This window comes from Chryseolinea sp. T2 (assembly GCF_037203685.1).
Taxonomy (GTDB): Bacteria; Bacteroidota; Bacteroidia; order Cytophagales; family Cyclobacteriaceae; genus Chryseolinea.
In genome coordinates this window covers 255,056-267,524 of sequence record NZ_JBBCAU010000009.1, presented here as the reverse complement: position 1 = coordinate 267,524, position 12,469 = coordinate 255,056, and the positions used below count along the sequence as shown (strand labels likewise).

The window sequence follows — 12,469 nt, the reverse complement described above, 5'->3', positions numbered from 1 at the left end:
CATGGCTAAGCAAGATCCTAAACCATCAGGAAAAGCGCCCGAGAAATTCACCAACGTTGACCGGCCTGAAACCAGAAAGACTATTCCCGATTTCAAGCTGACTCCGCCACCCCCGCCGCCACCTCCAAAAACTGAAGGTTCGAAGTAGTTTCCCAACTTTAAGTACTCATTGAAGTACCCATTCCCACAAACAAAAAATGCAACACACTGTTGTTTAGCATGTTGCACTTGTATCCAGTAGTCCGTACGGGAATCGAACCCGTGTTACCAGAATGAAAATCTGGTGTCCTAACCCCTAGACGAACGGACCGTCTTTTTCTATTTAAAACACAACTTTTGACCTCTCGATTTGAGCTTCCCGGAGGGCATCTCCAAAACGAGGACGCAAATATAGATCGCAGCTGATTAAATGCAAATTATTTGCAAACCTGTGCAGTAAAATTTTGCGAATCGGCCCCGCAATTTCGTTGGTTTTAGCCTCTAGGCTGTTATTTTTGGCATCTCTTTAAAAATTTAACCAGACATCACAATGACGAAAGTAGGAATTAACGGTTTCGGACGCATTGGACGACTTGCGTTCAGAGCCGCCATTGGCCGTAAGGACATTGAAATTGTCGGCATTAACGACCTCGTTGATCCCGAGTACATGGCCTACATGCTCAAGTACGACTCTACTCATGGCAAGTTCGACGGAACAGTATCTGCCGAGCCAGGCGCCCTCATCGTAAACGGAAAAAAGATCCGTGTGACTGCAGAAAAGGATCCCGCAAACCTTAAGTGGAATGAAGTTGGAGCCGAAATCGTCATCGAATCTACCGGTCTCTTCCTCACACAAGCTGACGGACAAAAACACATCACTGCCGGCGCCAAGAAGGTTGTCTTCTCCGCTCCTGCTAAAGATGACACTCCTACTTTCGTAATCGGTGTTAACGATAAGAAACTTACAGCACAGCACACGATTGTATCAAACGCTTCCTGTACCACAAACTGTTTGGCTCCTATCGCGAAAGTTCTGAACGACAAGTTCGGAATCGCTGAAGGTTTGATGAGCACTATCCATGCTGTGACAGCAACTCAAAAGACCGTTGACAGCCCTTCTATGAAAGACTGGAGAGGTGGCCGCGGTGCATATCAGAATATCATCCCTTCATCAACCGGCGCTGCCAAAGCAGTATCGCTGGTAATCCCTGAACTGAAAGGCAAACTTACCGGTATGTCTTTCCGCGTACCCGTTGCTGACGTGTCCGTAGTTGACCTTACCGTTCGCCTGGAGAAAGCAGCGAGCTATGAAGATATCAAGAAGGCAATGAAGGAAGCATCTGAAGGTGAGTTGAAAGGTATCCTCGGTTATACAGAAGATGATGTTGTATCTTCTGATTTCCTCGGAGATGCACGCACTTCAATTTTCGATGCAAAAGCTGGTATCGCCCTTAGCGACAAGTTCGTGAAAGTGGTTTCATGGTACGATAACGAGTGGGGTTACTCAAACAAGCTGGTCGACCTCGTGGTTGCCCTTGCCAAGCTTAAATAAGCTTCCGGATCGACTAAATAGTCATCTGAACCATAAGCAGTTAACAAAAAGGCTGTTCCGGTAAGCGGGGCAGCCTTTTTTAGTTTTATCTTAGTGTAAAGAGGTTTGTCCGGTTTAGAACTGAATCTGCGGGATATGGAGGGGAATCGTAACTCTTCCTGATCACGGACGCACTGGCAAATACTGCCGGCCTGAACGACACGTTGATTCTATCAGAAAAACCGATGGCCCTTAAACAGCATCGTTCACCCATTGGCTATCCGGAACTGTGAGCACGTATTACTCCATATTAGGGATCGATTCGAGAGCTGATGCTACTTCCGTCAGGGCTGCTTATAAGAAGCTGGCTATGGCGTACCACCCTGACCACAACCCAGGAAATCCGGAAGCCGAGGAAACTTTCAAGATGGTGAATGAGGCGTATCAAACGCTGTCGGACCCTGTCAAGCGAGCGCGTTATGACGGACTCCTCTTTCCTCAATATACGATCCCACTCAATTATGACTATGAACGACCGCGGCGCAATCTGAGACGCCCGGTGCCTGCCCGGCCATACTATCAGGTCGACAGTCAGTACTTTCGGATGCAAGCCGTATCGGTACTGGTCTTCGTAGCTCTGGCCGGACTTGGGTTCGCTTTGATGAGCATCATTCACTATGTAGTTGAACGTCGCCAACTCGAGGCCTACATGCAGGAGACCAAAGAGCTGGAGCATGCCGGTGTCCTTTTTGCCTCGGGTCAGTTTGATGATGCCTTTGGTACCGTTCGGCGGCTCACGGAAGAAGCGCCTCTTGAGTATCGTCTCCGGGCAACCAGCGACAGTCTTGAGCATGCGCTACGCGATCTGGCGAACGTACACTTCGATTCAAAAGAGTATCAGGAGGCAGCGACACTTTATGCTATCCTCGCCAGAAATGAGGAGCCCGCATCTGTCGAAACGCTTAGGAAGATTGCCATGACCGAGTACTACATCGGCGACTATGTTCAGTCTCTGGAGGCGATGAAAGAGCTTCACCGGCAGTACCCGGAAAGCCCTGAACTTGTATATAGTATTGCTTTAATGAATCTCGATAAAGTCCAGAATATCAATGAGGCAATGCGCTACTTTGAAATCGGAAAATCACTACATCAGAGGCGGATCCGGGAGCAGTACGGAATCTCATTTGTCAACCTGGTGAATCCGGCCGGAGTGGTTGAATTGTACTTTGACGTCCTTCACGGCAGCGCCCGCTGTAACATTCTTTTGAGCAAGTTTGATGAGGCGGTAAAGGACTGCGACGATGCGGTGAAGATCCGTCCTGACGTTGGCGATGCGTATCGGTTAAGGGCGCTTGCAAATGCCCGGAGGCGCAAGATGGAAACCGTATGCCGGGACCTGGCCAGGGCAAGGAGACTGGGGGCGAAAGATCTTGAGGTGCTGGAAAAAGAGTTCTGCCTGTGAAGACAGTGTGAGGAACAGTGTGAGGAACAGTGTGAGAGTGAAGAAAAGGAATAAATATGTATCGCTCTCACACTCCACTCTCACTCTGATTCCTTCTGGCGACCCGGAATGCGCCGTGGCCGGAATCTGATCTGTCCGTAGTTGCATCTCGCCTGATGATGACTATTATCACGCATTAAATCGTCGTAAACCGTTACTTTTACCCGGCCTTTCGGAGCGCTTCCGCGGGGGCACGTTAAACATTGACAAAGAACCCTTTAACCAGCAATTATGGCAGCATTGAAAGATGATCAGATCAAGTCGGTTCAGAAGAGCTATTTCAACATCCTCGCCCTCTTCCTTGGGGGTGATGTTATTGAAAGCCGCTTTCTCCGGTGCCTGCTCAAGTGGGGCTTTCAGCTGAAGCTTACACCTGAAGATCTTAAGAATGCCGATGTAGATATTTCACACCTCAGTTTCACCAGCATTGGTGACAAAGTTGATAAGCTCGAAGCCATCTATCACCTGGTGTATATGATCTATCTCGATGAGGTAGTGGAAGACATTGAGCTTGAGGTTGCTACGATATATGCGGGCAAACTCGGATTCAAAGCGGGCATTGTCGCCGAGTTGTTCAAATCCATAGCAACTGAAACCTTCGATGAAGGCAGCACAAGAAACGTCAGACAAGAAGTTATAGATTTTCTTAACCTGTACGAGGTTTAATTACTGAAAATCATCATATTAGTGGCTTGTATTGAAAGTAACGCCCCATAGGCAATACAAGTTCACTAACTGATGTTGCACCGCTTTTTTTGCATCATTTGTACATTTTTGCTCCTGATCACCTCAGCGGGTGCCGTATGCGTTGCACAGCAACACGCAGATATTCACGCATTTATTGACAACTGGCATAAGGCAGCCGCGGAAGCTAAGGCCGATGTATTTTTTGGGTCGATGGCTTCAGACTGTATCTATATCGGCACTGACAAGACAGAGCGCTGGACGAAAGCGCAGTTCATTTCCTTTGCTAAACCATATTTTGATAAGGGAAAGGCCTGGGACTTCAAGCCTTACGACCGTGACCTTCATGTAACGTTGGAAGGCAAAAGTGCATGGTTTTCCGAACTTCTTACAACGTGGATGGGAGTGTGCCGGGGGTCCGGAGTATTAGCGAAGGAAAATGGCAAGTGGGTTTTTAAGCAGTACCATCTGTCTGTGACGGTCCCGAACGATCTCGTCAGGGATTTCATCACGCTCGTAGAGAATTTTGAACGGAAGGCCAAGCCTTAGATTTTTTGGCATCCTTCCCATTTTGAATAAAAACGGAGCTGAAGAGGCATACATACTTCTTTGCTACCAGCGTATGATTTGGCTTTAGTTTCGGTGGAAGGGAGGTCCTTCTATTGACGATTTTTGTTTCATAGCAACTGCGACTTTTATGACTTATCCAAGAGCAACAACATCAAACTCCAAGACCTCGACACGGCTTCGCCAAATACTGGTACTAGTGTCGACCATCGTGGTGGGCATGCTGGTATCGGTCTTTGTTAACGCGTAATACTTTCAAGGTTCGACATAAGTTTTTACTAAACTGAATCCCGGTGAAAACCGGGGTTCCCCCCATGCTGCAAGTGATCGGCGATCAGAAGGGCTGACACCGATGACGAGCAGCAACAACCTGGTTAGTTTTAGTCCCGCCTTTCCGGCGGGACATTTTTTTTAGCTTTACGGGATGGACTTAACCGCCGAGAGCTTCCTCACCTACCTCGCTCAGACCACCGACTCTCCTTATCTTATAAGTATTGACCGTGCCGAAGGATTGTACCTGTACAGCCCGGACGGAAAGCGCTATGCCGATCTTATCTCAGGGATAGGTGTGACCAGTGTGGGGCACAGGCATCCTCATGTGATAGAGGCAATAAGGCAGCAGCTGGATCGTCACATGCATGTGATGGTGTATGGAGAATTCATTCAGTCAGCTCCTAACCTGCTGGCCCGAAAGCTGACCTCGAAATTGCCAGCGGGTCTCAACTGCTGCTACTTTGTGAACTCGGGAACGGAGGCCAATGAAGGAGCATTGAAGCTGGCGAAACGACACACCGGAAGGACAGAGATGGTTTCGTTCCGGAAGTCGTATCATGGCAGCACTCATGGTTCGATGAGCGTATCCGGAAACGAGGTGAAGAAGCAGGCGTTCAGGCCGCTGCTTCCTGATGTTGCGTTTATAAATTTCAACGTTGAAGATGATCTCCAGCACATAACCGAACGAACGGCCTGCGTAATCGTGGAGACTATTCAGGGTGATGCCGGAGTTCGCGTCCCATCAAAGCGGTACATGAAGTTGCTGAGAAAGCGATGTGATGACACAGGCGCCATGCTCATCCTGGACGAAATTCAGTGCGGTATGGGCAGAACGGGTACCCTGTTTGCCTTCGAACAGTTCGACATCGTGCCGGATATCCTTACCGTTGCAAAGGCATTCGGCGGAGGCCTTCCGATCGGCTGTTTTGTTGCCAACCGCGATGTCATGAGAGACTTCACGCATGATCCTATGCTGGGTCACATCACGACATTTGGAGGCAACCCGGTATGCTGTGCCGCCGCGCTGGCGACTTTGGAGGTAATCGAAAACGAGCGTTTGCTCGAAAAGGTGGAGCAAAAGGGTAAATACTTTGAGAGTCTGCTTACGCACAGGGGCATCAAAGAAATACGTCGTATCGGACTTATGTTTGCCATCGACTTCGAATCGGCCGATGTGGTATCGCGCATTGTTGAAGAAGGCAAGAAACTGGGCGTGATCTGCTACTGGTTCCTTTCGCACCCCTACTCTTTCCGCATTGCGCCACCGCTGACCATTACGAATGACGAGATCAAAGAATCCGCCGCTCTCATTTTACAGGCGGTCGAGAATGCTTACATTCGATCATGAATGCTGATCAACCGGCCGACCGGCTGGACTACCTCTACAAACTGCTTGTTGTCATTGGCCTGCTCATTACCGCTACCATCCTGGCCGCAGATATCGTTGTGCCCATGGCGTTTGCCGGATTTCTTTCTGTCGTGATGTTACCGGCAATAAAACGGATGGAAGCGCGTAAGATCGGAACCGCGCTTTCGATCACTATAGTTTTATTCGCCACAGTCATCCTGATGGGATTGGCGATGTGGCTCGTGGTCAACCAGGTCGTTTCACTTATCAACGATCTTCCCAATCTTCAGGCGCGTTTCGAAAGTTCGCTTGACAAACTCAGCAGTGTCTTACTTAGTGACTTCGGCATAAGTACAGTTGAGCAGAAGAAGCTATTAGGTGAATTCATGCGCACTGTAAGCTTTTACCTGGGTGACGTGCTGCTCACCACAACTAACGCAATATCCACTGCCATTCAAATCCCGATTTATATTTTCCTGTTCCTTATCTATCGCGATAGGTTCAAGCAGTTCTTCATCTCATTGTCGCCGCGATACGAGGAGCTTGGCTGGCATCGCGATGTTGAAAGAGTAGTTCAGGGTTACATTTCGGGACTTACCCTGGTGACTCTTATCATAGCTGCGCTTAACTGCGTTGGGCTGCTGGCACTGGGAATTGATCATGCCATCTTCTTTGGAATATTATCGGGCGCACTTACCATCATTCCTTATGTTGGTATAATCATTGGAGCCATGTTTCCGATTGTAATGGCGCTCATCACCAAAGACAGTGCCTGGTATGCTGTCGGTGTTGTTATTGTATTTCTGATGGTGCAGTTCCTGGAAGGAAATTTCATTACTCCGCGCATCACGGGCTCTAAGGTGAGCATCAATGCGCTTGCTGCCATCATTGCTTTGCTGGTAGGTGGAAAGATCCTTGGAATACCAGGAATGATTCTCGCTGTTCCTGCTATAGGGGTACTGAAGATTCTGCTCTCTCACAATGAACGGTTGAAGCCTCTGGTTATCCTTCTGGAGGATCAACCCATTGAGTCGCCGCCGCCCCCGGCTGAAACCGTGGATCTGGAAAAAGCCAGCGAGGTATAATGAAGTATTACAATTTTTCTATCACCAGGTTGTGGTTGGTATAGATACAGATGTCGGCAGCAATGTTGAGGCTTTCGCGTACGATCTCTTCTGCGCTCAGATGAGTAGCATGTTTCTTTAAGGCCAATGCGGCGGACTGAGCGTACATGGCGCCCGATCCAATAGCGGCAACCTGATGATCTGGTTCGAGCACGTCGCCGGTTCCCGAAAGGATCAGGATTTCATCTTTGCTTGCAGTTATCATCATCGCTTCGAGCCTTCGAAGGAAACGATCCATGCGCCAGTCCTTGGCCAACTCTATGGCTGCACGCTTCATGTTACCGCCGTAGCTGTTCAGTTTTTCTTCGAACCTTTCTATCAGCGTGAAAGCGTCGGCAGTCGATCCTGCAAAACCTGCGAGGATCTTTCCATCAGCAAGCTTCCTGATCTTTCGCACATTGCTTTTGGCAACGTAGTTGCCCATTGTAGCCTGTCCGTCTCCGCCGATTGCGAGCTGCCCATTATGAAGGACAGCGAGTATGGTTGTTGCGTGAATCTTTTCCATAGTAGGGCAATTGACAATTGACCATTGATAATTGATAATTGACAATTGATAATTTTAGAGGCCCCTTTCGGGGCCTTTTAGTTAGTGTTGGAGAATCGGGAAATACTAATCCCAAGTTTCCCGAATCATTATAAGCAAATACCGGAGATCAGTATTCTAAAGTATTAGAACAGTAGAGCTAGATCAAAATTCTGACCGGATCTTCGAGAAGTCCTTTCAGGGTCTTGAGGAAGGCCGAACCAACAGCACCGTCAACGGCTCTGTGGTCGCACGACATCGTAACCTTCATGATGTTTCCAACAACAAGCTGACCGTTCTTCACGATGGCTGTTTCCTTGATACCGCCAACGGCGAGGATACACGCGTCTGGAGGATTGATGATGGCCGTAAATTCTTCGATGCCAAACATACCGAGGTTGGAAATCGTGAATGTGCTTCCTTCCCAGTCAGATGGCTGGAGTTTCTTATCGTGGGCTTTTTGTGCCAGTACCTTTACCTCCTGCGCGATGTGAGACAATGACTTGCTGTCAGCGAATCGAACTACGGGAACGAGCAATCCGTCTTTAACAGCGACCGCTACTCCGATATGAACGTGGTGGTTCTTGCGCATCTTATCGCCGAGCCAGCTTACGTTAACGTCGGGATGCTGACGCAACGCAGCAGCTACTGCCTTGATCACCATGTCATTGAAAGATATTTTAACAGGACTGATCTCGTTGATGCTCTTGCGTGCTTCAACGGCTTTGTCCATGTTGATCTCCATTGTGAGATAGAAGTGCGGCGCGCTGAATTTGCTTTCCGCGAGTCTGCGGGCAATGGTCTTGCGCATCTGCGATACTGGCACTTCTTCGAAGCTTTCCTGACCGACCACCTGAGGCAATGAAACAACAGGCGCTGCAGCACCTTCTTTCTTCGTGGCCGGAGCTGCTGCGCCCGGCTTGAAGTTTTCTACGTCCTTCTTGGTTATACGTCCATGATCGCCTGATCCTTCGATCTGACCAATATCGTATCCTTTATCTTTCGCGAGTTTCTTTGCCAATGGGGAGGCTTTGATCCTTCCATTGGAAGCGTGGTCTGCAGTAACAGCTGTTTCAACTGGTGCGGCTTCCGGCTTCTTTTCTTCGGCTTTACCGACCGGTCCCGATCCCGAACCTTTTGACTCATGTGCCTTAAGGAGCGTCTTCCAGTCAGCATCTTTCTCACCGATGACGGCAAGTACTCCGTTCACTGTCACCGCTTTGCCTGCATCGGCACCGATGTAAAGCAGCGTTCCGGTATTGTACGATTCGTATTCCATTGTGGCCTTGTCGGTTTCGACCTCAGCCAGTAGTTCTCCTGACTTAACGCTGTCTCCCACTTTCTTGTGCCAGGCGGCGATTACGCCCTCCACCATGGTATCGCTCATTTTCGGCATCAGTACGACTTCGGCTTTAATGCCGCTGGTATCGATGGCTGCGGCTTCCTTCTTAGGCTCCGCAGCGGGTGCTTCCGCCTTTTTAGGCTCTTCTGCTTTTCCGCCCGATGCAGCAGCATTTGACGCCCCTGCCAGCAGTGCTGAATAGTCCTCGCCTTTGTTTCCGACTATGGCCAGTACATCATTCACCTTTACAGCCTGACCCTCAGGCACTCCGAGATAAAGTACGGTCCCCGTATTGAAAGACTCGTAATCCATCGTAGCCTTGTCTGTTTCTATTTCGGCCATTAATTCTCCCGACTTCACTGAATCACCCACCTTCTTATGCCATTTGGCGACCACTCCCTCGGTCATGGTATCGCTCATCTTCGGCATTCGTATGATCTCTGCCATTGGTCTGTATGTTTAACTAAGCTCTTAAGACTTTAAGACGCCAAAAATAGTCTGAAATAGTCCGAATTTCAAGCCGGTCAGAAGCCGATGTTCCCGATAAAAAACTCAAAAACCATCCCAGCGTCGTTGAATTTGTTCTCCAACCTGTAGGTGGATCGCAATCCCACTTCACCGCGCGGCAAAAGTCTGAAAATATTGAAGTCGATAGTTGCTTCAACCCCGAGGGATTGGTAGGTCGCATTTGTCGGGGATTGGTAGACATCGAGGTTTTTGATGTCATAGTAATACTGGTATCCCTTCCCCTGGCCCCAGTCGTAGAAGAAGTTTGCCTTAAGTCGCTGGATATTAAGGATCGGCCCCAGCGCTATGTCGGGGTACCAGACGGGAAGCGCATAGTTGAACTGTGCCGTGGTGAACTCTGCGTCGTCGGGATAGCTGTGCCCGCGTGGTTTGGGTATCCGGTTTCTGAATGTGTAGGTATTTGGCTGATAACTTTCCAGTGCGTGTTGAGTAGCGAGGCGTGTATAGAACACGTGGTGCTTTGCAAGACCGGGGAAGTAAAAGGCACCCCGGGCAGCAAACAGGTTGCCCTCGAAATCACCGCCGAATGGAGTTGAGAGATAGTCTATCTCCAGCGTCTGGCCCCACCGGTACAGGAAGTCGCGTTCGCTGCGCTTCAACAGATTGCTAAATGAAATATTGAATCGGTTGTAAAGAAGGTCGCCGTCGTTCAATTGATCCTGAAACATGTACGCGAGCGTATCATTGAGAAATGTGATTCGTGAAGGGCCTTTATATATGACCTCGTTGTTTCGGGTTACTGTATTGTTAAAATCAGTCGTGTGCGTGTAGCCTACTGCGTTACCGATGGTGAGATTGCGGTTATATTTGGATCTGGTTAGCAGAAGTGGAATCCGAAGCCCCCCTTCCACTGTGGTTTCCTTCCATTTAAAATCGGCCTCTGCTCCGAAAGCGGTTTCCTTATTTTCCCGATCTCCGTAAGAAACATTCAGATCGATGATCGGATACAGTCCCTGATAGCTAAGACCGCCTTTCCATCCGGAGGTATGTTCGTCGAGGTCGTAAAAGTATCCGGCGTTAAACTCGAATGTACTCAGCAGATCACGTGAGAAGATACCAGCATTAATCTGAACAAGGTCGTTGCTCACGTATGGCCCCCAGGTGTAAGGGTTTACGATACCCGAGATCTTATGGTAACGTGAAACGGGATATTTTTGCTGAGGTATGGCTGACCAGAAACCTGCTCCATGCTCCTGGTTCACCAGGGTTTGAGATAAACTGGTGTTGTCCTCTGGCGGAGGCGAGAAGGGTTGCCACGAAGATGGATCAAAAGCTACCCGGACTATGCTTAATCCATCACGGGTCTGTTCACTGTAATAGATCCATTTGCCATCTGGCGAAACGGTCGGGCTATAGGCCCCATACTTACTTGACGTGACCTGGAAGCGTAAACCGTTTGTAAGATGAATTGCGTAGATGTTATCAATTCCTGAGACGGGTGACGCAATGAGAAGATAGTCGCCATAAATGTATGGATGACCAATGTTTTCATTAGCCTGTGGTATCAAATCGCGTGTGGCTGACCCTTTAACATCCATCAGGGTAACTGTTTTGACTCCTGACTGACCTTTCAATAACACGATGGATTTTCCATCAGGAGTCCATCGCGGCATAGAAAGGAAGTTGTTGTCAGTATTGGGGAAAGCCCTGACCTCGCTTCCAGATGCGACGTCAATAATCACCAACTGATGCTGGTAGTCGCTTGTTGATCGAATTGCTGCTACTGACTTTCCATCGGGTGATAGTGCTGGCGCTACTAATCTGCCGTGTGGATCACTAACGATGCGTGTCTTGCCTGTACTCAGGTCGTAAATCTTGATGCGCGAGAAATTCTTCACACGCCAGCGCGGATTGAATCCATATTCGGCCCAGGCAAGTCTGCCTGCACTGGCCGATAACATGCCGGCATCATTCACATAGCCCGGAGTAAATACGGTTCTTATTCCTCCCTTCTCCAGTAAAACAAACTGTTCAATGTCGCCAATGCCTTCCTTCATGGCAATCACAGAGCCATCACTGAGCGCCTGTGGGTATTTGAAATCCGTGTATGCTTTGCCACTGCTTTTGAAAATTGTCTCGAACGGTGTGATTTGAAGTTTATCGACTTCGGCCTGCCACTCCTTCTTGAGCTCGGCTGCCATATCATTAAACACCCCGGTGACATATCGGCCCGTCTCGCGGTGTAATGCATTGGAGAAGGTGAACGGCATGATTGGCATTCCCCATGCCCGTGTGGTGACTTTGTTCCAGATGTCGGGGTCGCCGGTCTTACGCCTCAGATAGCTTACCATGTGATAACCCAACACATAATGGTCGGGTATCTGATGTTTGTAGGAGCGCAGGTATTGCTTGTGATAATTGAATGTTCGGCCTTCGAGAAAATTTGTTCTGAAAACGAGATCGAATCGCGGAATCTTACCCCGACCCGATGGCGTGAATGTCGTTTCTGTTGCCACTGCATCGCCCTCCCACAGCCATTGAGGCGCAGCTATGTGCGACATCCCTACGAAGGTGGTACCACCAAACAGAAAGTAAATCGCCTTGTTCAGCCCCCGTGTTGCCTGCTTGTATTGTACGACGTGACGGTACTCATGTGATGCGAGCATGTCGAGCCAATCGTTGGTACCGACGAAATTATAATCCTGTGCCGGCATCGTGTAGAATTCCGAACGCCGTGGCAGGTAGGATACAAATCCATTTGATTGGGATGACTGATTCTGAAGAATGATGGTGATACGCCTGGGAGTTTCTCCCATTGACTTTGCTTCAGGCGTCTGGATGTGTTCGAGCGTATTGGCCACCCGTTGGGCCTGGACATCAAAACCCTGCGGAAACAAAACCCTGAAGTGCGGGGTCTGCACCTGATCAAATTTCAGATTTGTAGGGTTGTTCTCAAGAACCGACTGCGCGACGGCACCTACATAGAACAGGCAAAAAAGAACACCGGCCAGAAGCGCTTTCATCAGTTCACAATGATACTGGAAATATGTGCTTCCGGCCGGTGAAATGCAAACATCCCGGGCGTCTTTCTATGCTTAGTGAGACATAAGACGCAACAGAGATGCCCAG

10 protein-coding genes and 1 tRNA gene are annotated in these 12,469 nt (G+C 49.1%); 7 read left to right on the top strand and 4 right to left on the bottom strand.

Annotated features, from left to right (window positions below; genetic code table 11):
* Nucleotide 1: 1 nt before the first annotated feature.
* Nucleotides 2-148, top strand: coding sequence for a hypothetical protein (locus WBG78_RS26015; RefSeq protein ID WP_337329443.1), 147 nt, complete (start codon nucleotides 2-4; stop codon nucleotides 146-148).
* A gap of 90 nt (nucleotides 149-238) precedes the next feature.
* On the opposite strand, the gene WBG78_RS26010 is transcribed toward WBG78_RS26015, so the two are convergent.
* Nucleotides 239-310 (bottom strand) — tRNA-Glu (locus tag WBG78_RS26010).
* 213 nt (nucleotides 311-523) lie between these two features.
* Here WBG78_RS26010 and gap point away from each other — a divergent pair.
* The 6 genes from gap to WBG78_RS25980 all read left to right on the top strand — a co-directional run bounded on the left by gap (nucleotide 524) and on the right by WBG78_RS25980 (nucleotide 6,968).
* Nucleotides 524-1,531 (top strand): type I glyceraldehyde-3-phosphate dehydrogenase, encoded by a 1,008-nt coding sequence (gene gap / locus WBG78_RS26005; protein WP_337329547.1) that lies wholly within the window; start codon nucleotides 524-526, stop codon nucleotides 1,529-1,531.
* Between the two features lie 268 nt (nucleotides 1,532-1,799).
* Nucleotides 1,800-2,972, top strand: coding sequence for a DnaJ domain-containing protein (locus WBG78_RS26000; RefSeq protein ID WP_337329442.1), 1,173 nt, complete (start codon nucleotides 1,800-1,802; stop codon nucleotides 2,970-2,972).
* A 270-nt stretch (nucleotides 2,973-3,242) separates the two neighbouring features.
* Nucleotides 3,243-3,677: a hypothetical protein gene (locus WBG78_RS25995; RefSeq protein ID WP_337329441.1), complete on the top strand. Its 435-nt coding sequence runs from the start codon at nucleotides 3,243-3,245 to the stop codon at nucleotides 3,675-3,677.
* Between the two features lie 72 nt (nucleotides 3,678-3,749).
* A complete protein-coding gene (locus tag WBG78_RS25990) occupies nucleotides 3,750-4,244 on the top strand; it encodes a nuclear transport factor 2 family protein (RefSeq protein ID WP_337329440.1) in 495 nt (164 codons plus the stop codon).
* A gap of 442 nt (nucleotides 4,245-4,686) precedes the next feature.
* Nucleotides 4,687-5,883 carry an aspartate aminotransferase family protein gene (locus tag WBG78_RS25985; RefSeq protein ID WP_337329439.1) on the top strand — a complete coding sequence of 399 codons (1,197 nt, stop codon included), beginning with the start codon at nucleotides 4,687-4,689 and terminating at the stop codon, nucleotides 5,881-5,883.
* A complete protein-coding gene (locus WBG78_RS25980) occupies nucleotides 5,880-6,968 on the top strand; it encodes an AI-2E family transporter (protein ID WP_337329438.1) in 1,089 nt (362 codons plus the stop codon). Before WBG78_RS25985 ends, WBG78_RS25980 begins: the two co-directional genes overlap by 4 nt.
* Nucleotides 6,969-6,975: 7 nt before the next feature.
* On the opposite strand, the gene hslV is transcribed toward WBG78_RS25980, so the two are convergent.
* From hslV to WBG78_RS25965, 3 genes are all read right to left on the bottom strand, one after another.
* Complete coding sequence (hslV, locus tag WBG78_RS25975; RefSeq protein WP_337329437.1) at nucleotides 6,976-7,512, bottom strand: ATP-dependent protease subunit HslV; 537 nt, start codon at nucleotides 7,510-7,512, stop codon at nucleotides 6,976-6,978.
* Between the two features lie 178 nt (nucleotides 7,513-7,690).
* Nucleotides 7,691-9,319, bottom strand: coding sequence for a pyruvate dehydrogenase complex dihydrolipoamide acetyltransferase (locus WBG78_RS25970; protein WP_337329436.1), 1,629 nt, complete (start codon nucleotides 9,317-9,319; stop codon nucleotides 7,691-7,693).
* 77 nt (nucleotides 9,320-9,396) lie between these two features.
* Nucleotides 9,397-12,363, bottom strand: a complete 2,967-nt coding sequence (locus WBG78_RS25965; protein ID WP_337329435.1) for a hypothetical protein — start codon at nucleotides 12,361-12,363, stop codon at nucleotides 9,397-9,399.
* Nucleotides 12,364-12,469 lie beyond the last annotated feature (106 nt).

What these genes read in the sequence shown, in the direction of transcription:
- WBG78_RS25970 (WP_337329436.1), bottom strand. Translation starts at nt 9,319, where the DNA reads ATGGCAGAGATCATACGAATGCCGAAGATGAGCGATACCATGACCGAG.
- WBG78_RS25995 (WP_337329441.1), top strand. Translation starts at nt 3,243, where the DNA reads ATGGCAGCATTGAAAGATGATCAGATCAAGTCGGTTCAGAAGAGCTAT.
- WBG78_RS25985 (WP_337329439.1), top strand. Translation starts at nt 4,687, where the DNA reads ATGGACTTAACCGCCGAGAGCTTCCTCACCTACCTCGCTCAGACCACC.
- WBG78_RS25980 (WP_337329438.1), top strand. Translation starts at nt 5,880, where the DNA reads ATGAATGCTGATCAACCGGCCGACCGGCTGGACTACCTCTACAAACTG.
- hslV (WP_337329437.1), bottom strand. Translation starts at nt 7,512, where the DNA reads ATGGAAAAGATTCACGCAACAACCATACTCGCTGTCCTTCATAATGGG.
- WBG78_RS26015 (WP_337329443.1), top strand. Translation starts at nt 2, where the DNA reads ATGGCTAAGCAAGATCCTAAACCATCAGGAAAAGCGCCCGAGAAATTC.
- WBG78_RS25990 (WP_337329440.1), top strand. Translation starts at nt 3,750, where the DNA reads ATGTTGCACCGCTTTTTTTGCATCATTTGTACATTTTTGCTCCTGATC.
- WBG78_RS25965 (WP_337329435.1), bottom strand. Translation starts at nt 12,363, where the DNA reads ATGAAAGCGCTTCTGGCCGGTGTTCTTTTTTGCCTGTTCTATGTAGGT.